The 23231-nt window shown below is 70.7% G+C and carries 20 protein-coding genes and 1 pseudogene; 15 read left to right on the top strand and 6 right to left on the bottom strand.

Features of this window, described 5'->3' with window-relative positions; translation table 11 throughout:
* Positions 1-53 precede the first annotated feature (53 nt).
* Together IEY88_RS04200 and IEY88_RS04195 are read left to right on the top strand one after the other, a co-directional pair.
* Positions 54-407, top strand: a complete 354-nt coding sequence (locus tag IEY88_RS04200; RefSeq protein WP_189153179.1) for a nuclear transport factor 2 family protein — start codon at positions 54-56, stop codon at positions 405-407.
* A gap of 94 nt (positions 408-501) precedes the next feature.
* Entirely contained in the window at positions 502-1785 is a 1284-nt protein-coding gene (locus IEY88_RS04195) for a cation:proton antiporter (RefSeq protein WP_229693065.1), read from the top strand.
* Positions 1786-1860: 75 nt separating this feature from the next.
* Here IEY88_RS04195 and IEY88_RS04190 read toward each other — a convergent pair whose 3' ends face one another.
* Complete coding sequence (locus IEY88_RS04190) at positions 1861-2658, bottom strand: SDR family NAD(P)-dependent oxidoreductase (RefSeq protein WP_189153178.1); 798 nt, start codon at positions 2656-2658, stop codon at positions 1861-1863.
* A 129-nt stretch (positions 2659-2787) separates the two neighbouring features.
* Here IEY88_RS04190 and IEY88_RS04185 point away from each other — a divergent pair, with 129 nt between their 5' ends.
* The 3 genes from IEY88_RS04185 to IEY88_RS04175 all read left to right on the top strand — a co-directional run bounded on the left by IEY88_RS04185 (position 2788) and on the right by IEY88_RS04175 (position 5084).
* Positions 2788-3387 (top strand): TetR/AcrR family transcriptional regulator, encoded by a 600-nt coding sequence (locus IEY88_RS04185; protein WP_189153177.1) that lies wholly within the window; start codon positions 2788-2790, stop codon positions 3385-3387.
* A gap of 153 nt (positions 3388-3540) precedes the next feature.
* Positions 3541-4572, top strand: a complete 1032-nt coding sequence (locus IEY88_RS04180) for a DUF1996 domain-containing protein (protein ID WP_229693064.1) — start codon at positions 3541-3543, stop codon at positions 4570-4572.
* On the top strand, positions 4572-5084 hold the full coding sequence (locus tag IEY88_RS04175) for a DUF305 domain-containing protein (protein ID WP_189153176.1): 513 nt from the start codon (positions 4572-4574) through the stop codon (positions 5082-5084). Before IEY88_RS04180 ends, IEY88_RS04175 begins: the two co-directional genes overlap by 1 nt.
* Positions 5085-5129: 45 nt before the next feature.
* Here the strand turns inward: IEY88_RS04175 and IEY88_RS04170 are convergent, their stop codons facing one another.
* Entirely contained in the window at positions 5130-7073 is a 1944-nt protein-coding gene (locus tag IEY88_RS04170; RefSeq protein ID WP_229693063.1) for a S8 family serine peptidase, read from the bottom strand.
* Positions 7074-7207: 134 nt separating this feature from the next.
* Here IEY88_RS04170 and IEY88_RS04165 point away from each other — a divergent pair, with 134 nt between their 5' ends.
* A complete protein-coding gene (locus IEY88_RS04165) occupies positions 7208-9709 on the top strand; it encodes an ATP-binding protein (protein WP_189153175.1) in 2502 nt (833 codons plus the stop codon).
* Here IEY88_RS04165 and IEY88_RS04160 read toward each other — a convergent pair.
* Positions 9658-10164, bottom strand: coding sequence for an SMI1/KNR4 family protein (locus IEY88_RS04160; protein WP_189153174.1), 507 nt, complete (start codon positions 10162-10164; stop codon positions 9658-9660). The genes IEY88_RS04165 and IEY88_RS04160 overlap by 52 nt on opposite strands.
* Before the next feature lie 104 nt (positions 10165-10268).
* Here IEY88_RS04160 and IEY88_RS04155 point away from each other — a divergent pair, with 104 nt between their 5' ends.
* Both IEY88_RS04155 and IEY88_RS04150 read left to right on the top strand, forming a co-directional pair.
* Positions 10269-11693 (top strand): FAD-dependent monooxygenase, encoded by a 1425-nt coding sequence (locus IEY88_RS04155; protein WP_189153173.1) that lies wholly within the window; start codon positions 10269-10271, stop codon positions 11691-11693.
* 312 nt (positions 11694-12005) lie between these two features.
* Positions 12006-12758 carry a GAF and ANTAR domain-containing protein gene (locus IEY88_RS04150; RefSeq protein ID WP_229693062.1) on the top strand — a complete coding sequence of 251 codons (753 nt, stop codon included), beginning with the start codon at positions 12006-12008 and terminating at the stop codon, positions 12756-12758.
* 93 nt (positions 12759-12851) lie between these two features.
* Here IEY88_RS04150 and IEY88_RS04145 read toward each other — a convergent pair whose 3' ends face one another.
* A complete protein-coding gene (locus IEY88_RS04145) occupies positions 12852-13841 on the bottom strand; it encodes a hypothetical protein (RefSeq protein WP_229693061.1) in 990 nt (329 codons plus the stop codon).
* Positions 13842-13905: 64 nt separating this feature from the next.
* On the opposite strand from IEY88_RS04145, the gene IEY88_RS04140 reads away from it, so the two are divergent.
* The 3 genes from IEY88_RS04140 to IEY88_RS04130 are packed head-to-tail and all read left to right on the top strand — an operon-like array spanning position 13906 to position 16897.
* Entirely contained in the window at positions 13906-14376 is a 471-nt protein-coding gene (locus tag IEY88_RS04140; protein ID WP_189153170.1) for a (2Fe-2S)-binding protein, read from the top strand.
* Positions 14373-16400, top strand: a complete 2028-nt coding sequence (locus IEY88_RS04135; RefSeq protein WP_189153169.1) for a xanthine dehydrogenase family protein molybdopterin-binding subunit — start codon at positions 14373-14375, stop codon at positions 16398-16400. Before IEY88_RS04140 ends, IEY88_RS04135 begins: the two co-directional genes overlap by 4 nt.
* Positions 16401-16426: 26 nt before the next feature.
* Entirely contained in the window at positions 16427-16897 is a 471-nt protein-coding gene (locus tag IEY88_RS04130; protein ID WP_229693060.1) for a MarR family winged helix-turn-helix transcriptional regulator, read from the top strand.
* Between the two features lie 285 nt (positions 16898-17182).
* Here IEY88_RS04130 and IEY88_RS04125 read toward each other — a convergent pair whose 3' ends face one another.
* The gene (locus IEY88_RS04125) at positions 17183-18226 is read right to left on the bottom strand and encodes a LacI family DNA-binding transcriptional regulator (protein ID WP_189153168.1); all 1044 of its coding nucleotides are present in this window, start codon (positions 18224-18226) and stop codon (positions 17183-17185) included.
* A 205-nt stretch (positions 18227-18431) separates the two neighbouring features.
* Between IEY88_RS04125 and IEY88_RS04120 the strand changes: the two genes are divergently transcribed.
* From IEY88_RS04120 to IEY88_RS04105, 4 genes are read left to right on the top strand one after another with little or no spacing between them, the layout of a single operon-like run.
* Positions 18432-19688, top strand: coding sequence for an ABC transporter substrate-binding protein (locus IEY88_RS04120; protein WP_189153167.1), 1257 nt, complete (start codon positions 18432-18434; stop codon positions 19686-19688).
* A gap of 11 nt (positions 19689-19699) precedes the next feature.
* A complete protein-coding gene (locus tag IEY88_RS04115; RefSeq protein WP_189153166.1) occupies positions 19700-20620 on the top strand; it encodes a carbohydrate ABC transporter permease in 921 nt (306 codons plus the stop codon).
* 4 nt (positions 20621-20624) lie between these two features.
* Positions 20625-21512 (top strand): carbohydrate ABC transporter permease, encoded by an 888-nt coding sequence (locus IEY88_RS04110; protein WP_189153165.1) that lies wholly within the window; start codon positions 20625-20627, stop codon positions 21510-21512.
* A gap of 22 nt (positions 21513-21534) precedes the next feature.
* Complete coding sequence (locus tag IEY88_RS04105) at positions 21535-22887, top strand: GH1 family beta-glucosidase (RefSeq protein WP_189153164.1); 1353 nt, start codon at positions 21535-21537, stop codon at positions 22885-22887.
* Here IEY88_RS04105 and IEY88_RS04100 read toward each other — a convergent pair.
* Positions 22859-23023 (bottom strand): annotated as a pseudogene (locus IEY88_RS04100) (alpha/beta hydrolase); the annotation flags it as partial. The gene IEY88_RS04105 and the pseudogene IEY88_RS04100 overlap by 29 nt on opposite strands.
* Positions 23024-23231: the final 208 nt, after the last annotated feature.

Below are 23231 nucleotides of genomic sequence, written 5' to 3'. Positions count from 1 at the left end.
CTGTGGTCATCGGGTCGCGACGAACGTGATCCGGCCTTCGGAAAGGGACGTTCATGACCACCACCGCTCTCACGATCGCCCGCGCCTATGTCGAGGCCTGGACCAGCGGCGACGCCGAGAAGGCGCTGAGCATGGTCGCCGACGACGTCGTCTGCGAGGCGCCCTCCGGCCGGATCGAGGGCATCGACGGCTACCGCCGTTTCCTCGCGCCGTTCGTGGGCAGGATGCTCCGCGGCGAGGTCCTCGACGTGCTCGGTCACGACACCCGCGCCGTGACGGTGTACTCCGTCGACCTGCCGTTCGTGCGGAACCTGCACGGCGCCGAGCACATCACCGTCACCGGCGGCAGGATCAGCCACGTGATCAGCGTGTTCGACATGTCGCCGATGCTCGCCGCCCAAAGCTGACCCCGCGGGAGCCCGTGTCCTCAATGGACTCGGGCTCCCAGTTTGCCGTTCACCCGGACGGGTACCTGGACAGTTCTTCGACAGGAGGCTGACGGTGGATCCAGGACCGCTGCTGTACGCCGGAGCGGGTCTGGCCACTCTCGCCGCCGCGCTGCTGCCCCGGCTGCTCGACCGGGCACCGGTCTCGATGCCGATGCTCTTCCTCGGGGCGGGCGCCCTGACGTTCACGGTGGCGGGGCCACTGCCCGATCCCGACCCCGTCGAGCACAGCGGCGTGCTCCTGCACCTCACCGAGATCTGCGTGATCATCTCGTTGATGGGCGCGGGCCTCGCGCTGAACCGGCGGGTCGGCCTGCGCGGCTGGGCGAGCACCTGGCGGCTGCTCGCCATCACCATGCCGCTGTCCATGCTCGCCGTCGGCCTGCTCGGCTGGGGCGCCCTCGGCCTCGGCGTCGGGGCCTCCGTGCTGCTCGCCGCCGCGCTCGCCCCCACCGATCCGGTGCTCGCGAGCGAGGTCCAGGTCGCCGAGCCCGCCGAGAACCCGGAGTCCGACGAGGACGAGGCCAGGTTCGCACTCACCTCGGAGGCGGGCCTCAACGACGGGCTGGCGTTCCCGTTCACCTACGCCGCCATCGCGATCAGCGTGGCCGGGGTGGCGCCGTCGGCGTGGCTCGGGCACTGGCTCGCGGTGGACGTGCTGTGGCGGCTCGCGGCGGCGATCGCGATCGGCCTGCTCATCGGGTGGGCGCTCGGCAAGCTGTTCTTCTCGGCGCCGTCGGAGAAGTTCCGCCTGGCCGAGCACGCCGAGGGTTTCGTCGCGCTCGCGGCGACGTTCCTGGCCTACGGGATCACCGAACTGGTCGAGGGCTACGGGTTCATCGCGGTCTTCGTGTGCGCGTGCGCGATCCGGTCGGGCGAACGCCGGCACGGTTACCACCAGGTCCTGCACCGCTACGTCGAACAGGCCGAGCGCATGCTCACGGTGCTGATCGTCTTCCTGCTCGGCGGCGCCGCGGCCACCGGGCTGCTGGCCGGCGTCGGCTGGACGCAGATCCTGGTCGCGGCCGTGGTGCTGCTGCTGGTGCGGCCGCTCGCGGGGTGGATCGGCCTGCTCGGCGGCAGGACCGGCCCGCGCGAGCGAACCGTCATCGCGTTCTTCGGGGTGCGCGGCGTCGGGTCGTTGTTCTACCTCGTCTACGCGTTGCAGAAGGGCGAGTTCCCCGAGCAGGACACGCTGTGGCAGATCGTCGGGCTCGTCGTGATCGGCTCGATCCTGCTGCACGGCGTGTCCGCTTCACCCGTCATGTGGCTGCTCGACCGGAAACGGCAGCGGAAGGCCCAGGCGCAGCACGAAGAACCTTCCGACACCCACGTGTGACCGGGGGCGCTCCGCGCGTGGTCCGTGCGGGCGAAGGTGTCGCCCCCGGACCGGCGCGCGGGAAGCCGCTGGGCGTCACGCCACCTTGGTGGAGCCGGCGTCGACGGTCCAGTTCGACCCCATCACGCTCGGCATCGTCGGCGACGACAGCAGCAGCACCGCGCGGGCGATCTCGTCCGGCTCGATCATCCGGCCGGTCAGCATGCCCAGTTCCTCGGGCAGCCCGCCCAGCAACGTGGCGTGCTCGACGCCGAAGGCGCCGGCCACCTGCGAGATGTAGCCGCCGTCGCCCGCGATGCTGAAGGTGCGCGTGAGCGACGGCGAGACGGCGTTGACCCGCACGCCCTGGGGCCCCACCCGCTCGGCCAACGCCCTGGTGAACATGTTCAGCGAGGACTTGGCCGCCGCGTAGGGCAGCGGGGTGGCACCGGGGGCACCGATGCGGCGTGCGGTGTCGGAGCTGATGTTGACGATGGCACCGCGTGCCTCGAGCAGAGCCGGGAGCGCGGCTCGGGTGACGCGCACGGCGGAGTGCAGGTTCATCTCGAAGACGTCCTGCCAGATCTGGTCGTCGCCGTCCAGCACGTTGCCGATCGACCCCTCCGGCAACGTGCCGCCGCCCGCGTTGTTGACCAGCACGTCCAGCCTGGGCTCGGCCCCGAGCACGGCCTCGACCACGCGTCGCGGCCCGTCGGGCACGGAGAGGTCGGCGGCCACGAAGGTCGCGCCGGTCGCTTCGAGTTCGGGCGTGCTGCGCCGCGACACCGCCGTGACCAGCGCTCCTTCCTCACGGAACGCCTGCACGACCGCGAGGCCGATGCCCTTGCTGGCACCCGTGACGAGCACGTGCTTGCCGGCGAGATCGAGATCCATGGTGCACAACTCCTGTGGTTCGACGTGTCTCCTTAAATGCAACATGAGAGTCTCACTTCTGTCAACAAGCGAGACTTGCCTGTCGCACTTACGCTGATCGTTAGGCTGGGTCACCACCCTGGAGGTCAGATGAGCGCGCCCACCCCGCCCCGTCCCGTACGCGCGGACGCCGAGCGCAACGTGGCGCGCATCCTGGAGGCCGCCAAGATCGTCCTGGCCGAGGACCCGACCGCGTCGCTGGAACGGATCGCCGACGAGGCCGGGCTCGCCCGCGCCACCGTCCACCGCCGCTTCTCGTCCCGCAAAGCCCTGCTCGACACGCTCTTCGCACAGCTCGACGAGCAGTACCGGCGCGCTCTCGAACAGGCCAAGGTCGACACCTCTCCCCCGCTCATCGCCCTGCACCGCGTCACCGAGCTCGTCATGGAGATCAAGTTCAGCCACCGGCTGATCGTCGACGTCGTGAACGGGACGAACTCGGGCCACGGGTTCCTCAGCGACGAGGTCCAGGAGGGGGCGAAGCTGCTCTTCTCCCGCCTGCACGCCGCCGGCACCATCACCGCGGCGTGCCCGTCCTGGTGCCTGCGCGTCTACCTGGCGATCCTCGACGTGGTGCACCAGCTCCCGCCCGGCGCGCCGGAACTGGGCGCCGGCGACGACACGGCCGCGCGCACCGACCTCCAGGTCTCGACGGTCCTGGGCGCGCTCGGCGGACCCGGTCCTCAGTAGACGCGCCCCGGAAAAATCTCCGCGAGGTTTCTGTTATCCCCGGGCTCCCGGGACATCTCCTGGTCAGAAGAACCCTGACCGGCACGTGAGGTGTCCGGCGCGACGACCGTGCTCACCTCACCGCGCCGTCTCGCCCTGCTCGAAAGGATCTCAATGCCCTCCACCTCCAAACTGCGGCGGCGCGTGTGGATCGCCGCTCTCGCCGTGGCGGGTGTCGCGGCGTCCGCGGTGACCGCGAACGCGATGTTCTTCACCCCGCCCGCGAAGCCCCAGGCGAGCCAGACCTCTTCACCGGCGGCCACGCCGTCGCCGACCGCCACCGCGAACACCACGACGCCGCTCCCGGCCGGCACGCCCGCCCCGCCCGCCGAGACGACGAAGGCCGCCGTCGCCCCGACGACGCCGCAGGAGCCGATCCCGCCGAACGCGGTGCGCGTGGCGGAGTTCGTCGCCGAGTGCCCGTTCACGCACCGGCTCCCGGACGACCCGATCGTCCTGCCGAACCTCCCCGGCGCCTCGCACATGCACAGCTTCTTCGGCAACGACTCCACGAACGCCCACTCGGACGTCACGAGCCTGAGCAAGGCCAAGAGCTCGTGCAGCCCGAAGGTCGACCTGTCGTCGTACTGGGTGCCGACGTTCCTGGTCGACGGCCAGCCCGTCGAACCGACCGGCACGACGTTCTACTACCTCGGCGAGGGCGTGCGCGACGACGTCACCGCGCGCATCCAGCCCCTGCCGTACGGACTGCGCATCGTCGCGGGTAACGCCAAGGCCACCGCGCCGGACGACAGCACGAGGTCGCGCTGGTCCTGCCTGCACGCGGGCCACGTCGGCTCGTCCAAGGACTTCGTGAACTGCCCGGCCGGCACCATGATCGAGTCCTATCTGGACTTCCCGCAGTGCTGGAACGGCAAGGACCTCGACTCCGCGGACCACAAGAGCCACATGGCGTACCCGGTCGCCGGTGACTGCCCGTCCACGCACCCGGTGCCCGTGCCGAAGCTGCGCCAGGTGCTGCGCTACCCCGCGAGCGGTGACCCGGCGCGGTTCAAGCTGTCGTCCGGGCCCGGCTTCACGATGCACGGCGACTTCTTCAACGTCTGGCCGGAAGCCGAGATGGCACAACGCGTCCGCGACTGCATCAACCGGATCGTCAAGTGCGGACCGGACGGCCGCCCCTAGTGCGAGCCCTCCTCATCGCCGCGGTCCTGGTGGTGACGGGCTGTGGAGCGCCGGTGTCCCCCGCCGGCGCTCCCCCGGTCGAGCTCGGCCCGACCGACCAGGCGTTCGCGGATCTGGTGATCCCGCAGAACGAGTCCGCGCTCGCCGCCCTGGCCCTGACCGCGGACCGGCCCGGTTCCTCGCTGCGTCCGGTGGCGGACCGGGTCTCGTCCCGCTACCGCGACGAGCTGGCGCAGGTGCGGACCCTGCTCGCTCAGGCCGGTCGGCCGGAAAGTGACCAGCACGACGGCCACGACATGCCCGGCATGATCACGGCCGCCGAACGGGCCGCCGTCGGGTACGCGCAGGGAGCCGACTTCGACGAGCAGCTGAAGGTGTTGCTGCGCGCACAGTTCGAGGAAGCGCGCACGGTCGCCCGTGCGGAAATGGCATCGGGCAAGAGCACACCGTTGCTGGAGCTGAGCGCGCACATCGACAGCACGCGCGCGGAGTTCCTGACGTTGCTGAAATGACCGGTGCCGTCCCCGGGGACGGCACCGGTCATCTGGCCGATCTGCCTACGAGGCCAGCGGTTTGTCGCCCTGCACACCCCAGGCGACGCTGAACTGGTTGCGCACGAACCACTGCCCGGTCGACGGACGCCAGACCGCGAGGTCCCCGACGCCGTCGGCGTTGTAGTCGCCGGGCACCGGCACGTCGCCCTGCTGACCCCACTGCGTCGAGCTGACACCGCGGACGTGCCACTCGCCGGTGGACGGGCGCCAGACCGTCAGGTCGAAGCTGCCGTCACCGTCGTAGTCGGCAGGCACCGGCACGTCACCGCTCTGTCCCCATGGGATGGACACGACGACCCCGAACATCGCGACGTAGTGCCAGGTCCCGGTCGACGGACGCCACACGGCAGCCTGCGCCGCACCGTCACCGTCGAAGTCGAGCGCCAGCGGGATGTCACCCTGCTGGCCCCACTGCTGCGTGAACTGGTTGCGCACGAACCACTGCCCGGTCGACGGACGCCACACCGCGACGTCGGTGATCTGGTCACCGTTGAAGTCGCCGGGCACCGGGATGTCTCCCGGCACACCCCACACGACGGTGAACTGGCCGTGCACGAACCACTGCCCCGTGGACGGACGCCACACCGCGACGTCGGACACGCCGTCGCCGTTGTAGTCACCCGGTACCGGGACGTCGCCCTGCTGACCCCACTGGGTCGTGCTGACGTTGCGCACGAACCACTGGCCCGTCGACGGTCGCCACACGGTGGTGTCCGTGCGCTGGTCGTCGTTGTAGTCGCCGTCCGGCCCACCGAACGTGAAGCGCGAGTTGAGCAACAGGTTCGGCGATTCGGGCCCGGGGTTCACCACGACGTCCTTTGTGGACCCCACGAACGCCATCTCGAACCACACCGAGGTCGGTGAGGCGTTCGGGCCGCGCTGCAGCTGCAACGCGGCGACACCGGCGGCGTGCGGTGCGGCCATCGACGTGCCGCTGAGCACCCTGGTCGCCGTGTCACTGGCGTTCGACGCCGACGTGATGTCGTCGCCGGGCGCGAAGATGTCCACGCAGGAGCCGAAGTTGCTGCCCCCGCTCGACCAGTCCGTCGGCCGCACGTCGTCGCGGTCGGTGGCACCGATGGTGATCGCGTTCGGTGTCCTGGCCGGTGAGGTCGTGCAGGCGTCGCGGTCCGCGTTGCCCGCGGCGACCGTGTAGGTGATGCCCGAGGCGATCGACGCCTCGACCGCCGCGTCCAGTGCCGCACTGGCACCCCCGCCGAGGCTCATGTTCGCCACGGCCGGGCGCACCGCGTTCTGCGTCACCCAGTCGACACCGCTGATGACCCCGGCGGTGCTGCCGCTGCCACCACAGGTGAGGACCTTGACCGCGACCAGCCGCACGGACTTCGCGACGCCGTGGGTGGTCCCGCCGATGGTGCCGGCCACGTGCGTGCCGTGGCCATTGCAGTCGGTGTTGTTCCCGTCCCCCGAGGTGTTGGTGCCCCAGCTCGCACGACCGCCGAAGTCGGTGTGCGTCGTGCGGATGCCGGTGTCGATCACGTACGCACGCACGTTGCGCGCACCGGAACCGCTGGAGACGTACTGCCCGTTGGATCGGCCGGTGATCTGGTCGAGCCGGTCGAGACCCCACAGCGCCGACGGCGTCGGCTGGGTCGCGTCCGCGGTGATCTCGGCGTCCTGCTCGACGTAGGCGACCCTGGGGTCCGCCGCGATCCGCCTGGCAGCCGTTTCGCTTGCCCCGACGGAGAAGCCGTGCAGCGCGTGCTGCCACGTCTCCCCCACCTCACCGCCACCGTTCCTGGTGACGATGTCGGCGACGGTCTCGGTCGTGCGTGCCTTCTCCGTGGCGCCTTCCTTGAGCACCACGACATATCGGCCGTCGATGGTCTTCGCCCCCGCGCCGACGCGGATCTCCCCCTCGGCCGCCATCGCGGGCGTGGTCAGCCCTGCTGCGGCCACCGCCGCGACGGCCAGGGTGAGCGCCACCTGTCTTGATGAGTACGACAATTCCGTCCTCCCCACGAAATCCTGTACCTCCCTGCGGACATGTCCCCCGACGTCCGTGGATGACGATGGCTGCTGGAAACGGGTGGTGGCGAGGAAAACCGCCGGAGTTTCCGGTGAACTTCCGCTACGGTCGGCCGGTGCCGCCGGAGGGTTCCGCGTTCGCCGAGCTGCTGCGCCGCCATCGGGCGAACGCCGCGCTCAGCCAGGTCGAACTCGCGAAGCTCAGCGGGATCAGCGATCGCGCGCTGCGCGATCTGGAGCAGGGCAGGCGGGTGCCGCGGTCGCAGTCGGCGCGGTTGATGGCCACGGCGCTGAAGCTCACCGGCGACGACCTCACCGCGTTCCTCGCCGCGGCCCACCCGCGGTCGGCGCCCGTGCGTTCCGCGCCACCGAGCACCGACGGCCTGGTCGGACGGACCGGCGAACTGCGGTCGTTGCTGGACCTCGTTCTCCAGGCACGGCACCGGCTCATCTCGATCACCGGCCCGGCAGGCGCCGGCAAGTCGCGCCTTGCCGCGGAACTGGCCGTGCTCCTCCACGGACGCACCGATCTGGTGGTGAGCACGCTCGACCTGTCCGCCGTCACGGACGTCGCGCTGGTCGGTGACCTCGTGGCGGACGCGCTCGGCTGCGGCCCGTCCCGGCTGGCACCACCGGACCGGGTGGCCGCGCACCTGCGGGACCGGCGGGTGGTGCTGGTGGTGGACCGGTTCGAGCAACTGGTGGACGCCGCGGCCGAGCTCGCCGCGCTGCCCCGCCGCTGTCCGGGGCTGACCGTGGTCGTCACGAGCCAGCGGCCGCTGCGGGTGCGCGACGAGCGGGTGGTGGCGCTGGCGGGGCTGCCTCCCGAGACGGCCGCCGAGCTGTTCGTTCGACGTGCCCTGCTGGCCAGCCCGGAGTTCGCCGTGGACCAGGACACCGCGGCGGCGATCGAGACCATCTGCCGCAAGGTCGACCACCTGCCTCTCGCGATCGAACTGGCGGCGGGGTGGGTGCGGCTGATGCGCCCGGCGGACCTGGCCGAGCGGCTCACGCACCGGCTGCGGTACCTCACCGACGGGGCACGCGATCTGCCCGCGCGGCACCGTTCGCTGCGCACGGCGATCGAGTCGACCCTCGACCTCGTCAGCGTCGGGGCACGAGCCACGTTCGGACGGCTGGGCGGGTTCGACGGCGGCGTCCGGCTGGACGACCTGGAATCGGTGCTGGGGCGGTGTTTGACGGAGCTGACCGAGCTGGTCGACATCAACCTGGTGCGGATCACCCCCGACGGCGGCTCGTCGCGGTGCACGCTGCCGGACACGGTCGCCGAACTCGCCGGGGAACAGCTCCGCGCCTCCGGTGAACGCGATGACGTGCGCAGGCGGATCGCTTCGCACTACCTGGGCGGATTGCGTGACGGGTCAACGGTGTTCGGCCCGCTGGATGCCGCCAACATCCGTGCCTCGGTGCGCTGGGCGGTGTCCGAGGACCCGGCGCGGCTCGACGCGGACACGGCCATGGCGCTGGTCCGGTACTACGAGTCCACCGGCCGGCTGGGCGAGGGCGCGGAACTGCTCAGCCAGGCGGGTGCCGACGACTTCCCGGTGCTGCTGGTCAGGGCGGGCCAGCTGGCGGCGTTGCGGGGCGACCTGGAGGGAGCCGCCGAGACGGCGCGGCGGGCCCTGGCAGCGGCCGCGGAGACGGACTACAGCACGCGCACCGCCGCGTTGAGCCTGCTCGGCCTGGTCGCCGTGGAGCAGGGAAAACCGCGCGCGGCCATGACGCACCTGCGCACCGCGCTCGTCGCCGCCCGGCGCTCCGGCGACGACGCGATGCTCGGCCGCGTGCTCAACAACTTCTCGTCGGTGTTCGCCGAGATCGGCCGTCCCGGGGACGCGTTCCGGCAGCTGGAAGCCGCGCTGGCGGCCAAGAAGCGCGCCGGCACCGGCCCGGTGGACCTCGGTCGCACGGTGTTCAACCTCGCTTTCCTGGCACTCGACCTCGGCGACACCGCGACCGCGGTCAGCCGGGCCGGGGAGGCCGTGCCGCTGCTCACCACCGGTGGCCACACCCTGCTGGCCGCGTTCGCCGAGTGCACCGCGGCGCTGGCGTTGCTGGGTGAGGACCCCGCGGCGGCGGCCGCGGCCCTGCGACGGACCGACCTCCTGCTCGCGCACTCCTCTGGTGGCAACGGGAACGACCGCGTCGAGGCCACGGTCCACCTGCGCGCGAGCGTGGTCCGGCACGGACTCGGTGACGCGAAGGCGGCGTGGCGCGAGCTGGCCGCCGCCCTCCGGATCTCGTTGAGCCACACGACGCGCGACCGCGACGCGGTGGCGGAGGCCCTGGAGCTGCACACGCGGTACCTCTGCGCGCACGATCCCGCAGCCGCCACCGTGCTGCTCGGAGCGAGTGACCGCCTGCGGCGCAAGAAGATCACCCCGTTCGCGACCGCCGCGCGGGACCACTCGGTCGCGGTCGCGTCGGCCGTGCTCGGCCACGACCGCTGGGCCGAGCACTTCGAGATCGGCCGTGCGTTCGACGACGCGACGCTCACCGCGTTCGTCGACGGGCTCGCCGGTCAATCGGCGTACCGCCAGACGACCTCACCGCCGGCCATGTCGGCGACGTGATCTGCCAGCACCGGCTCACCGGTCCGCAGCCCGCGCAGCACGTCGGTGAGCATGGCGTCGACGCTGGGCCACAGCTTCTTCCACATGTGGTCGTCGTGCCACCACAGGCAGACGCACCCGGTCTCCGGTCCCGGCCGTTCGTCGACGTAGAGGAAGTCGCCCGAGCCGTTCGAGGCGATCGGCAGGAAGGTCCTCCGGAAGTCGGCGGACGGGGTGCCCGCCAGTCCGTCCGGATCCTCGGGGTGCGGCGACTCCTCGCAGAGCTTGACGAGCCAGGCGCGCATCTCGGCGGACGCCTCGGCCGTCAGCGGTTCCCACATCATCGGGGCCAGGTAGCGCAGCCCCGCCAGCTTCCAGATGCCCTGGGCATCTGGCTCGGCGTTGATCGTGGCGAACGTCTTGGGTGCGTGGGCGCGCAGCCACCCGTGCAGGAGGCCGGCCGGGTTCTCGATCACCGGGCCATCTTGCCGTCGCCCCCGGGACGAATATTGGTTGCAGCAGCTGTCGCCGCCCTCCAGACTGGGCCGCCGACTCCAGGACCTGCGGAAACAGGTGGTGCATGTTCGATGTGATCATTGCCGGGTGCGGCCCGGCCGGCGCGATGCTGGCCGCCGAACTCCGGCTGCACGACGTGCGGGTGCTCGTGGTGGAGAAGGAGGCCGAGCCCGCCTCGTCGTTCGCCCGGATCGTCAGTCTGCACGCTCGCAGCCTCGAGATCATGGCGATGCGCGGACTGCTCGAGCGCTTCCTGGAACGTGGGCGGCAGCGTCCGGTCGGAGGTTCCTTCGCCGGCATCCCGAAACCCACGCCCGAGGGCCTGGACTCCGACTTCACCTCGTTGCTGGGCATCCCGCAGCCGGTGGTCGAGAGCCTGCTCGAAGACCACGCCCTCACCTTGGGCGCGCAGGTCCGGCGCGGGTGCGCGGTGGCCGGATTGGCACAGGACGACGAAGGCGTGACCGCAGAACTGGCCGACGGCGAACGCCTGCGGGCGAAATACCTGGTCGGCTGTGACGGCGCGCGCAGCACCGTGCGAAAGCTCCTCGGCGTCGGTTTCCCCGGCGAACCCTCGCGCAACGACACGCTGATGGGTGAGATGGCGGCGAGCGCGCCACCGGAGGAGATCGCGGCCAAGGTCGCCGAGGTCCGCGAGACCACCGGGGCGTTCACCTTCGGCCCGTTCGGTGAGGGGATCTACCGGGTCGTCATCCCGGTCGCGGGCGTCAGCGAGGACCGCGCCGAGCCCACGATCGACGACTTCGCGCACCAGCTGCGCACGCTCGCCGGAACCGACTTCGGCATCCACTCCCCGCGCTGGCTGTCCCGCTTCGGCGACGCCACCCGCCAGGCCGAGAGCTACCGCACCGGACGGGTGCTGCTCGCGGGCGACGCGGCGCACATCCACCCGCCCGCCGGCGGCCAGGGCCTCAACCTGGGCGTGCAGGACGCGGTCAACCTCGGCTGGAAGCTCGCCGCTCAGGTCCGCGGCTGGGCGCCGGAGTCGTTGCTGGACACCTACCACGCCGAACGTCATCCGGTCGCCGCCGACGTCCTCGACAACACCCGTGCCCAGGTGGCACTCGCAGCCGGCGAACCAGGCGCGCGAGCCGTGCGCGGGCTGCTCACGTCGTTGATGGACATCAACGAGGTGAACCGGTACCTCATCGAGAAGATCACCGCGCTCGGCATCCGCTACGACCTCGGTCCGGGTCCCGACCTGCTCGGCCGCCGCCTGCGCGACTTCGACCTGGCGCACGGCCGTCTCTTCGACCACCTGTGCCGGGGCCGCGGCCTGCTGCTCGACCGCACCGGCCGGCTGTCCGCCAACGGATGGGCGGATCGCGTCGACCTCGTCGCGGATCCCACCGCGGCGCTGGACGTCCCGGCTCTCCTGCTGCGACCCGACGGCCACGTCGCCTGGATCGGCGAGCACCAGCGGGATCTCGGCGACCACCTCACCCGCTGGTTCGGCCGGAGCCGCTAGCGCTTCCCCGGTGCCCGCTCACGAGTTCGCACTGAACCGTGTGAGCCGCGCACCGGCTGGGTACTGAGAGAACGCCGAACACGCGCGTGTTCGCACGGAGGACCTCCCTCGGGTGGTCCGGCCGGGGTCGGCACGGGAAGTTGAGACCTTGCAGCGACCCGTCGCCGGCCCCGGTTCCGGTGCGATGGGTCACGGCCGGCGGTTGCCGGTGGCCGTACGATGCCCAGGACGTGCGTCAAGCAGCCGGCGCCGTGGACTCCGAGGCCGACGAAGGGGCACCGCGGCATGGCGGATTACGTTCGGACGGGTTCTGTGAGACCGGTCGACGAGGAACGTCCAGACCCGGTGTCACGCCTGGACGAGGCCGCCGAGGCGCTGACGGAACTGCACGAGGCGTTCACCGGTGAGGAATCGCTCGACGACGCGTTGCAGCGGGTCGCGGAGACCGCGACCAGGGCACTCGCGGACGCCGACGCGGTGACCGTGTCGGTGGTCACCGGACAGCGGCCGCACACCGCCGCCGCCACGGACCGGAACCTGGTCGCGCTCGACGAGGAGCAGTACGAGTCAGGTCGCGGGCCGTGCCTGGAATCAGCGCGCCGGCTCACGCCCGTGCGGGCCGTGATCGGCGAGCACCGCGACCTGTGGCCGGAGTTCGAGGCCGCCGCCGCGCGAGCCGGGATCTGCGCGTACCTGTCGGTGCCCGTCGTGCTGCCCGCGTCGAACGACGCCGAGGCGCGGCACGTCGGGACCCTCAACGTCTACAGCTACACGTCGACGGCCTTCGACCCCTTCGACGAGGGGCTCATGCGGCTGTTCACGGCGTCCGCGTCCGCGACGATCACCAGTGACCAGCGGTGGCGGCACTCGCAGGGGAAGGTCGAGCACCTCGAGCAGGCCCTCGCGTCACGTGCCGCGATCGAGCAGGCGAAAGGCGTGCTGATGGCCGTGCACACCTGCAGTGCGGACGACGCGTTCGAGATGCTCGTCGAGCAGTCGCAGCGCGCGAACGTCAAGCTGCGCGACGTGGCGGCGAAGCTGCTCGATTCGGTGACGAAGCCGTGACTCCCGGGGCGGCGTCCCCGGTGTGCGCCGCCCCGGTCACGTTTGTCGCGTGCGCCGCCCCGGTCACGTTCCTCACGAGGTGGGGCGGCCCGGTCAGGATCGGCCGAGGCGGGCGAGCCTGATCCCTGCCCAGATCAGCACGGCGAGGACGCCGACCAGCAGGTACTCGATCAACGGGATCCGCACGACCTCGTCGATCCGGCCCAGGCCGCGCCAGGAGTAGACCGCGAGCGCCGCCACCACGAACGTGCCACCGATCCACCACCGCGCCAACGTGCTGAGCCCGACGCCGTGCATCTGGGTGAGAACGAAGATCGCCACGAACCCGAAGAAGAACATCGGCCACATGCCGTTGGGACCGGAGTTCATCACGGCGACAAGCGTGCCGTGCACGGCCACGAGCAGTTCGAGGGTGAGCGTCCACCAGCGGTTCGTGTGGGATGTCGTGAACATCAGACTGCTCTGCACCAGCAGCAGGAACACGTAGAAGAACCCGATGAGGTGCCCGCTCGACGACTCCATCGGGTGGTACCAGAACGTGTAGATCGCGGCCCAGCTGAACAGGTAGCCGTGGTAGCGGCGCGCGAAGCCGACGACCTGGGCGGAGATCGGCGCGGACCAGGTCAGCACCAGCCCGCGGCGGCGGTTCTCCATCAGCAGCACGACCACCAGCAGCAGGACGACGGAGCCCTGCGAGCTGAAGATCGAGACGTCCTGGGCGAGGCCGTCGTAGAACACCTGGGTCTGCACGGCGTGCAGGCCGATGAACGCGGCGTTCGCGGCAAGCGCGATGACGTTCACGCGGTGCAGGCCGGTGGTGTAGCGCCGGATCCGGGTCTGCGCGTGGTAGATCAGGCCCCACGACACGAGTTGGTGCGCCGCGTAGCCCACCCAGGCGGACGCCCTGGTCCAGAAGGTCGGGTCCGGCAGCTTCCAGTAGTACCAGGAGGCACCCTGGTCGGGCAGCAACGCGACGCCGTGCAGCCGCTGGCCCAGCAGCCACACCAGGCCCGTGAGCAGCGCACTCGCCGCCACACCCCACACCAGGACCGCCCTGTCGGACCGCCGCAGATCGTTCAGCATGCTGAGCATTATGCACGGCCGGGCGTGATACGTTCAGCGCGCTGAGCAATCTGGGAGGATCGCGGTGGCCCGATATTCGTTGCGCGTCAACGGTGAACGGCGCGAGGTCGACGTCGAGGGTGACACTCCCCTGCTGTGGGTGTTGCGCGACGAGCTGGGACTGACGGGGGTCAAGTACGGGTGCGGGGTCGGCCTGTGCGGTGCCTGTACGTCCCATGTGGACGGTGAGGCCGCCAGGCCGTGCGTGCGCACGGCGGCCGACAGCGTGAAGACCAGGATCACGACGATCGAGGGGTTGTCGCGCGACGGCGACCACCCGGTGCAGCGCGCGTGGCGGGAGCTCGACGTGGCGCAGTGCGGGTACTGCCAGCCTGGCCAGGTGATGGCCGCGGCGGCACTGCTCGCCCGTGACCCCGACCCCGACGACGCCGCGATCGAGGAGGCCCTGCGCGACAACGTGTGCCGGTGCGGCAGCTATCCGCGCATCCGCGCCGCGGTGCGCCGGGCGAGCCGGATCATGCGGGAGGAACGATGATCAGCAGGCGGACGTTGTTGCGCGGCGCGGGAATCGGCGCGCTGGTCGTCGCGGTGCCGGTGCCCGCGCTCGCCGCCGGGGGCCTCGTGCCGAACGTGTTCGTGCGGCTGGACGACTCCGGGCGGATCACCGCGACCGTGCCCCGTCCCGACACCGGCCAGGGCGTGCGGACCGTGGTGGCGCTGATGGTCGCGGAGGAGCTGGCGGTCGAGGCCGGCGATGTCCGTCTCGAACAGGCGCACGGTGACACCGCACGGTTCGGCTCGCAGGGCGTGGCGAACTCGACGTCGGTGCGGCAGCTCTCGACGCCGATCCGCACGGCCGCGGCGACCGCGCGCTGCCTGCTCGTCACCGCCGCCGCCCAGCGCTGGGGCGTGCCGGTCGCCGAGTGCACGGCTCGCGACGGCTTCGTGTGCCATCCACGCCGGGGCAGGCTCCCCTACCGGGCGGTCGTGCGCGGTGCGGCCGCGCTCGATCCCGCCACCGTGCCCGTCGAGCTCACGCCGCCGGAGAAGTGGCGGCTGCTGGGCAAGACCCGCGGCGGGCGCGTCGACGCCCGCGACGTCGTCACCGGCCGCACCCGATACGGCATCGACTCACGGCCACCCGGCGGTCTGGTGGCCGTGGTCGCCCGCCCGCCGTGGATCGGCGCGGTTCCCGACACGATCGACGACGCCGCGGCCCGCGCTCTGCCGGGGGTGGTCGACGTCCTCACCCTCACCGCGCCGGCCGAGGGGCAGGGCGGTGTCGCGGTCATCGGCAGGTCGACCCACCAGGCGTTGCGGGGCCGTGACGCGCTGCGGATCACCTGGCGCGGCGGCACCCCCACCGCGGACAGCCGCGCGTGGCTGGCGGACCTCCGCGCGTCGTTGCCCGCGCAGAGCCCGATCGACGGCGTCCAGCAGGTGTACTCGATGCCGTTGCTCGCGCACGCGCCGATGGAACCGATGAACGCCACGGCGGACGTCCGCCCAGATGGCGTGACCATCTGGGCTCCGACGCAGGACCCCGGTTCACTGCGCACCCAGTTGGCCCGTCAACTCGGCGTGCCGGCGGCGTCCGTGCGGGTGGAGGCGACGGCGTCGGGCGGCGCGTTCGGGCGGCGCATCGAGCCGGATCCGGTCCTGGAGGCGGTGGCCTGCTCACAACGGGCGGGCGCGCCGGTCCAGGTGCTGTGGACCCGGGCCGACGACATGCGCCACGACTCCTACCGGCCGATGTCCGTGCATCGGCTGTCCGCGGAGATCGGTCCGGATGGTCTGCCCATCCGACGTGCGCACGAGGTCGCCACCTGGGGCCTGACGGTCCTCCCCATCTTCTCCAACCCGGCCCTGGTCAAGGCCAGCGGCGACCACTTCCCGTACACCGTGCCCGGCGAGGTCTCGGTCGTCGTGCGGCCGGCGCCGCTGCGCACCGGGTTCTGGCGGTCCGTCTACGCGGGACAGTTCGTCTACGCCGAGGAGAACTTCCTCAGCGAGATCGGCAAGCGGTCCGGCCTCGACCAGGTCGCGCTGCGCCGCAAGCTCCTGCCCGCGGGCTCCCGGCTGCACAAGGTGCTGGACACAGTCGCCGACCGCGCCCGCTGGACCAGCCCGCCGGCGCGCGGCACCGCACGGGGCGTCGCGTGCCTGGAGGAGTACGGCTCCGCGATCGCGGTGATCGCCGTGGCCGAGCCGGAGTCGCGCCGCGTGCTGCGCGTGCACGCGGCCGTCGACGTCGGCGTGGCACTGCACCCGTCCGGCGTCCGTGCCCAGGTGGAGGGCTGTGTGATCGACGCGTTGTCCACTGTGCTCGGTGCGCAGATCACCGTCCGCGAGGGGCACGTCGCGGAGTCGTCGTTCGGCGACTACCGGTGGGCGAGAATCGGTCAAACTCCCGAGATCGACGTCACCATCGTGCAGTCCGACTCCCCGCTGGGCGGTCTCGGCGAGCTCGCCTACCCACCCGCTGCCGCGGCCATCGCGGCCGCCATGGCCGGCGACACGCCCGTGACCAGCATGCCTTTCGGGACCGACGTGGGGTGATCGGGCGGCTCTGGGATGATGGGGCCGTGGCCGAGGTAGACGAGCCGGCGGTGACCGACCGCCCGGACCAGATGCGCGCGGACGTCGCCTCGTGGCCGACGGGCAGGTTGCTGTCGGTGGCGGCACGCGTGGTGGAGAAGCGCTTCGAGGACTTCCTCGCGGGCCGCGGCCTCACGCACGCCGGCATGATCACCCTGCACCACCTGGCCGACGGCCCGCGCTCACAACGAGAACTGGCAGTGCTCTGCCGCGTCACCGACCAGACCATGAGCCGCACGATCGAACACCTGGACCGAGGCGGCCACGTGGCACGCAGCCAGGACGCCAAGGACCGCCGCCGGACGTCGGTGAAGATCACCCAGTCCGGCCGCCGCGCCCTGGCCGCCGCACGCCGCGAGGAGCGCGAGTCCGACACGCTGCTCGGCGCCGTCGAGGACTACGAGCACTTCCGGCAGCAGCTGATCGCGCTCATCGCGGCGGCGTCCACAGAGGACTAGCGGGGCGCGACTCGGCACCGCGGCTGGGCAGTTCACACCTGGCAGCACGCCTCAGGCGTCCGGCCGCGACCTCGCCGGCTCGCCGGGGAGTCACGCCGCCGGCGCCTCCGCAGGCCTCCCCCGCCACCGGCCGACCGGCAACGTCCAAGCTCGCGCCGCCGTTGCTTGCATCACGGCTGCGACGCACCGCTCGACATCGTCCACAGAGGACCAGCGGCGTGACTCAGCACGCCAGCCGGGTGGGTCAAGCCCAGCCGGGCGCTTCGCAGCCGTCCGGCCACTCCGTCACCCGTCCCCAACGGCTCCGCAGGACTCCCTGACCACCAACCGCGCCGGCAACACCAAGGGCCCCTCGCACTCACCACCGGTGATCATCGCCATGATCGCCTTCGCGGCCGCCACCCCGAACCCGGGCTTGTCCTGCGCCACCGTCGTCAGCGCCGGCTCCACCACCGAAGCGATCTCTATGTCGTCGAACCCGACCAGCGCCAGGTCCCGCGGCACCCGCAACCCGGCAGCACGGGCGGCCAGCAACGCCCCGACCGCCATCTCGTCACTGGCCGCGAACACCGCGGTCGGAGGCGACTCCAGCGCCAGCAACCGTTGCGTGGCAGCGGTTCCACTGGCCCGGTAGAAGTCACCGGAGACCACGTACTCGTCGCGCGACTCGAGACCGGCCTCGCGCAACGCCGCCCGATATCCGGAGACACGGGCGTCGGACGGCTGGTTGCCCGGCGGGCCGGTGATCGTGGCGATCCGCGTGTGCCCCAGGCCCACCAGGTGCCGGACGGCGTCCCGCGCGCCGCCGAAGTTGTCCGACGTGACGTAGGTGGCGCGGGGTCCGTCGACCGCGACGTCGAGCGCCACGCACGGGACCCCGGACTGCGCGAAGGCCTCGAACGCCTCGGCATCCGAGCCGCTGTCGATCAGGACGAGGCCGCCGAGGTGGTGGCGGCGGGTCATGTTCACGTAGCCGACCGGGTCCGCGAGCGATGCGCCGACCTCGCGGGCGTCGCCGCTCGTCGCGAGCATCAGCAGGTGGTAGCCGTGCGCGCTCAACGCGGACTTCAGGCCTATCAACAGGTCCTGCAGGTACGGGTGGCGCCAGCCGGGCCTGCGGTGGTCGGTGTCCCAGACCAGCCCGATCATCGTCGACTGCTTCGTCGACAACGCCCGCGCGGACTCGTTGGGGCGGTAGTCCAGCTCTTTCGCGACGCGCAGGACGCGGGAACGCGTTTCCTCGTTGACCGTTTCCGGCTGGTTGAAGACGCGCGACACCGTCGCGACGGACACGCCGCAGAGCTGGGCGATCTCTCGCCCGGTCGCCATCTGACCTCCCGATCCCACCGTAAGCGGTTACATAGACCCTACGAGCAGCACTTCTGCTAGTCAAACGGCTGCGCGAAACGATCTGTTTATCGTTTCGTTACTTGACGGACGCCCCGCAACCCAGTTGTCATAGGCGCCACACAAATCTTCTCGAAGAACCACATCTCTGTTTCAGCGCGCCCAAAAACCAACGGAGGCCCGGAAAATGCGCCCCAAAGCACTCGCACTCGGCTGCGCCGCGCTGGCTGCGGCCGTGGTGCTCAGCGGCTGCGGCAGCGGCACCGCGTCCGGCGGCAAGACGAAGCTGACCATCGGGTTGTTCGGCAACTTCGGCTACGCCGAGCTGTTCAAGGAGTACATGGCCGCGCATCCCGACGTGGAGATCTCGGACCGCACCGCCTCGTACTCCGACCACCACAAGAACCTCGCCGCGCACCTCGCCACGAGCAGCGGCAACGCGGACATCGAGGCGGTCGACACCGGGTACATCAACCAGTTCAAGGCCACGCCGGACAAGTTCGTCGACTTCAACACCAAGGGCGGCGAGCAGCTCAAGGACCGTTGGCTGCCCTGGAAGTGGGAGGGCTCGCTCAGCAAGGACGGCAAGCAGATCGGGTACGGCACCGACGTCGGCGGCCTCGCCATCTGCTACCGCCGCGACCTGCTGCAGAACGCCGGTCTGCCGGCCGACCGCGACCAGGTCGCCGCGCTGTGGCCGACCTGGAAGGACTTCATGGCCGCGGGCAAGAAGTTCCAGGAGAAGGCGCCCGAGGGCGTGAAGTGGTTCGACGGCGGCCCGTCCGTGCTCAACGCGATCGTCGGCCAGACCCCGGTCGGCTACTACGACAAGTCCGACAAGATCATCGTCGGCGAGAACAAGGACATCAAGGACGGCTGGGACCTCGTGGTCGACGGCGTGAACTCCGGCCTGTCCTCGAAGCTGCTGTACTCCACGCCCGTCTGGAACACCGGCTTCAAGCAGGGCCAGTTCGCTACCGTGACGTGCCCCGCCTGGCAGATGGCCAAGATCAAGGACCAGGCCGGTCCGGAGGCCGCCGGCAAGTGGGACGTCACGTCCGTGCCCGGCGGTGGCGGCAACTGGGGCGGCTCGTACCTCACGGTGCCCAAGTCCGGCAAGAACATCGACAAGGCCGTGGAGCTGGCGGCCTGGCTGACCGCGCCCGAGCAGCAGGCCAAGGTGTTCAAGAGCGCCGGGCTGCTGCCCTCGACGCCGAAGCTGTACGAGGACCCGGCGATCGTGGACTACAAGAACCCGTACTTCAACGACGCGCCGATCGGCAAGCTGTTCACCGACGCGGCGAAGAAGCTGAACCCGCAGTACCAGGGCCCCAAGGCCGGTGACATCCAGACCGCGATCGGCAGCGCGATGCAGCGCGTCGAGCAGGGCAAGCAGAACGGCGAGGAATCGTGGAACCAGTTCGTCGCCGACGTCCAGAAGTGACGAGCTGACCAATGGCAGTGATCGACAAGACGACCCGAAGGCACCGCTGGGACACGAGGTTCGCGCCGTACGGGTACGTGGCACCGTACTTCCTGATCTTCGGTGTCTTCGGGCTGTTCCCCCTCCTCTACACGGTCTGGGTCTCGCTGCAGCAACGCAACCTGATCGACGCCGACGCCGCGCGGTTCGTCTGGTTCGCCAACTACGCGCAGCTGCTCGCGGACCCGTACTTCTGGAACGCCATGGGCAACACGCTCAGCCTGTGGCTGCTGACGACCGTCCCGCAGATCCTGCTGGCGCTGTGGATCGCGCAACTGCTCAACCGCAAGGTCCGCACCCGCACGCTGTTCCGGATGGGCGTGATCCTGCCGAACATCACCTCGGTGGCGGCGGTGACGATCATCTTCGCGCAGCTGTTCGGCCGGGACTTCGGCCTGATCAACTGGTCGCTCGGCCTGTTCGGGGCCGGGCAGATCGACTGGCAGGCGGGCACGGCGTCCTCCCACATCGCGATCGCCGTGATGGTGGTGTGGCGCTGGTCCGGCTACCACGCGCTGATCTTCCTGGCGTCCATGCAGGCGATCCCGAGCAGCCTGTACGAAGCGGCCACCCTGGACGGTGCGAACGGCCGCCAGCAGTTCTGGCGGATCACCGTTCCCCTGCTGCGGCCGCAGATCATCTTCTCCACGATCATCGCGACCACCGGCAACATGCGGCTGCTCGCCGAACCGCTGCTGTTCAACCCCGGCGCGGCGGCCGCGACGGGTGGCTCCGACCGGCAGTTCCAGACCGCCGCGCTGTACCTGTACGAGCAGGGCTTCACGAAGTACGAGTTCGGCTACAGCTCGGCGATCGCGGTCGTGCTGGCGATCGCGACGGTCATCGTCGCCGGTCTCGGCTACTTCGTGACCAAACGGATCCGGACGGAGTGACCCCATGACCGCTGTGCTGGAACGCCCCGCGCCGGTGCGGCCCACCGGCCCGACGGCCAGAGCACGCAGGCTGGCCCGTCGTGTCGCTGGGCCGTGGACGTACGCCGCCCTGGTCGCCGTGCTCGCCGGGTCCGCCTTCCCCGTGTACTGGTCGTTCGTGGTGTCCTCGCAGACACCGGACGCGATCGACACCGTGCCGCCCGTCCTGGTGCCGGGCGGCAACCTGTTCGCGAACATCGCGCGCGTCTTCGACACCACCGACTTCTGGCTGGCGTTGATGAACTCGATGGTCGTGTCGGGCACGGTGACGCTGTCGGTCGTGCTGTTCTCGACGCTGGCCGGGTTCGCCTTCGCCAAGCTGAAGTTCCGCGGCCGCAACCTGTTGCTGCTGCTCATCATCGGCACGCAGGCGATCCCGACCGAGCTCGGCATCATCCCGCTCTACATGATGATGGCCGAGTTCGGCTGGGCCGGCGAGATCCACGCGGTGATCGTGCCGGGGCTCGTGACGGCGTTCGGCGTGTTCTTCATGCGCCAGTACTTCGAGCGGGCGATCCCGGACGAGCTGCTCGAGGCGGGCCGGATGGACGGGTGCCACTCGCTGCGGCTGTTCTGGCACATCGCGCTGCCCGCGGCGCGTCCGGCGGCGGCCGTGCTGGGGCTGTTCACGTTCATGCAGGCGTGGAACGACTTCTTCTGGCCGCTGGTGGTGCTCACGCCGGAGAACCCGACCGTGCAGACCGCTCTGTCCACTTTGGCCAGCGGATACACCACGGACTACACGTTGGTGCTCACCGCGGCGACCATCGGCACGGTCCCCGTGCTGGCCGTGTTCCTGTTGTTCGGCCGCCAGATCGTCGGCGGCATCATGTCGGGCGCCGTCAAGGGCTGACCCTTTTCCTTGGGAGACTGCTGTGAGCTTTCCGGACGGCTTTCGCTGGGGTGTGGCGACCTCGGCCTACCAGATCGAGGGGGCGGCGCGGCTCGACGGCCGCGGTCCGTCCATCTGGGACACCTTCGCCGCCGCGCCCGGCGCCGTCGCCTCCGGTGACACCGGTGACGTGGCGGCGGACCACTACCACCGCTGGGCGGAGGACGTGCGGCTGCTCGCCGACCTGGGCGTCGACTCGTACCGGTTCTCCGTCTCGTGGTCCCGGATCCTGCCGGAGGGACGGGGAAAGGTCGAGCAGCGCGGCCTCGACTTCTACCGGCGGCTCGTCGAGGCGATGCTGAGCAAGGGGATCGAGCCCTTCCTCACGCTGTACCACTGGGATCTGCCGCAGGCGCTGGAGGACCAGGGAGGCTGGCGCAACCGCGACACGTCCCACCGGTTCGCCGACTACGCGGCACTGGTGCACGAGTCACTCGGGGACGTCGTCCGGAAGTGGACGACGCTGAACGAGCCGTACTGCTCGTCGATCGTGGGTTACGGCGAAGGCCGGCACGCACCCGGCGCGCGGGAAGGCCACGGCGCGCTGGCGGCGGTGCACCACCTGTTGCTCGGGCACGGCCTCGCCGTGCAGTCGATGCGTGCCAACGGGTTGCCCGAGCAGGAGTTCGGGATCGTGCTCAACCAGTCCCCCACCGTGCCGGTGAGCGACTCCCCCGCCGACGTCGCCGCCGCGACCCGCCAGGACGTCCTGCTGCGCAGGCAGTTCAGCGATCCGTTGTTCGGCGGGGCCTATCCGGACGAGCTGACGTCGATGTTCGGTGACATCACGGACTTCTCGTTCCAGCAGGACGTCGATCTCGCGATCATCGGCGAACCGCTCGACTACGTCGGCCTGAACTACTACTACCGGCTGCACGTCGCCGACGCCCCGCACCGCGAGCCCGATCCCGCGAAGCGCACGGCGCACGACATCGGCGTCGACACGACCCAGCTCCCGGACGTGCCGCGCACCGGCATGGGCTGGCCGGTCGAACCGGCCGGCATGACGACCGCGCTGGCCGACCTCAAGGCGCGGCACCCGGACCTGCCGCCGGTCTACGTCACCGAGAACGGCTGCGTCTACCCCGACGTGGACGGCTTCGAGGACACCGAGCGCATCGCCTACCTGCGCGACCACATCGCGGCGGCACAGGCGGCGGGCGTGGACCTGCGTGGCTACTTCTGCTGGTCGTTGCTCGACAACTTCGAGTGGGCGCACGGCTACAAGCACCGGTTCGGCCTGGTGCACGTCGACTACGAGACGCTGGTCCGCACCCCGCGCGCCAGCTACCACTGGTACCGCTCGTTCATCGAGGGAGCACGGCAGGGCAGCTGACGGCCGGGGTCCTCAGCTCCAGCAGGTAGTCGTCGACGTTCGTCCGAGTGCAGGCACTGCGCGGGTAGGCAATGTGGCCTCGGCCCTCGTAGGTCAGCAGTGCCGTGGTGCGCGGTGCCTGCCTCTTGATGTCGACCGCCCACCAGGGCCTGCGGCCCGTCCCAGTCCAGCGGCACGCTCAGCGTGCCTCATTCGCCCCGGGATCGTCCTGGCAGCGCCGCCCACGTGATCGGCGGCGCTGCTTCGGCGTGCGTCGCACCTGCGGTGTTTCGACGCCCCGACTTGCGTCGTTTCTGAGTCGATTTTAGGATGGCCATCCCAAGAGAGGTCGACCTTCAGAGGAC

The organism is Lentzea pudingi, from assembly GCF_014646255.1.
Lineage (GTDB): Bacteria > Actinomycetota > Actinomycetes > Mycobacteriales > Pseudonocardiaceae > Lentzea > Lentzea pudingi.
Note: the sequence above shows the minus strand (reverse complement) of the source record. Positions and strands in the feature narration are given on the sequence as shown.

What these genes read in the sequence shown, in the direction of transcription:
- IEY88_RS04120 (WP_189153167.1), top strand. Translation starts at nt 18,432, where the DNA reads ATGCGCCCCAAAGCACTCGCACTCGGCTGCGCCGCGCTGGCTGCGGCC.
- IEY88_RS04125 (WP_189153168.1), bottom strand. Translation starts at nt 18,226, where the DNA reads ATGGCGACCGGGCGAGAGATCGCCCAGCTCTGCGGCGTGTCCGTCGCG.
- IEY88_RS04145 (WP_229693061.1), bottom strand. Translation starts at nt 13,841, where the DNA reads ATGCTGAACGATCTGCGGCGGTCCGACAGGGCGGTCCTGGTGTGGGGT.
- IEY88_RS04135 (WP_189153169.1), top strand. Translation starts at nt 14,373, where the DNA reads ATGATCAGCAGGCGGACGTTGTTGCGCGGCGCGGGAATCGGCGCGCTG.
- IEY88_RS04185 (WP_189153177.1), top strand. Translation starts at nt 2,788, where the DNA reads ATGAGCGCGCCCACCCCGCCCCGTCCCGTACGCGCGGACGCCGAGCGC.
- IEY88_RS04115 (WP_189153166.1), top strand. Translation starts at nt 19,700, where the DNA reads ATGGCAGTGATCGACAAGACGACCCGAAGGCACCGCTGGGACACGAGG.
- IEY88_RS04200 (WP_189153179.1), top strand. Translation starts at nt 54, where the DNA reads ATGACCACCACCGCTCTCACGATCGCCCGCGCCTATGTCGAGGCCTGG.
- IEY88_RS04190 (WP_189153178.1), bottom strand. Translation starts at nt 2,658, where the DNA reads ATGGATCTCGATCTCGCCGGCAAGCACGTGCTCGTCACGGGTGCCAGC.
- IEY88_RS04110 (WP_189153165.1), top strand. Translation starts at nt 20,625, where the DNA reads ATGACCGCTGTGCTGGAACGCCCCGCGCCGGTGCGGCCCACCGGCCCG.
- IEY88_RS04155 (WP_189153173.1), top strand. Translation starts at nt 10,269, where the DNA reads ATGTTCGATGTGATCATTGCCGGGTGCGGCCCGGCCGGCGCGATGCTG.
- IEY88_RS04180 (WP_229693064.1), top strand. Translation starts at nt 3,541, where the DNA reads ATGCCCTCCACCTCCAAACTGCGGCGGCGCGTGTGGATCGCCGCTCTC.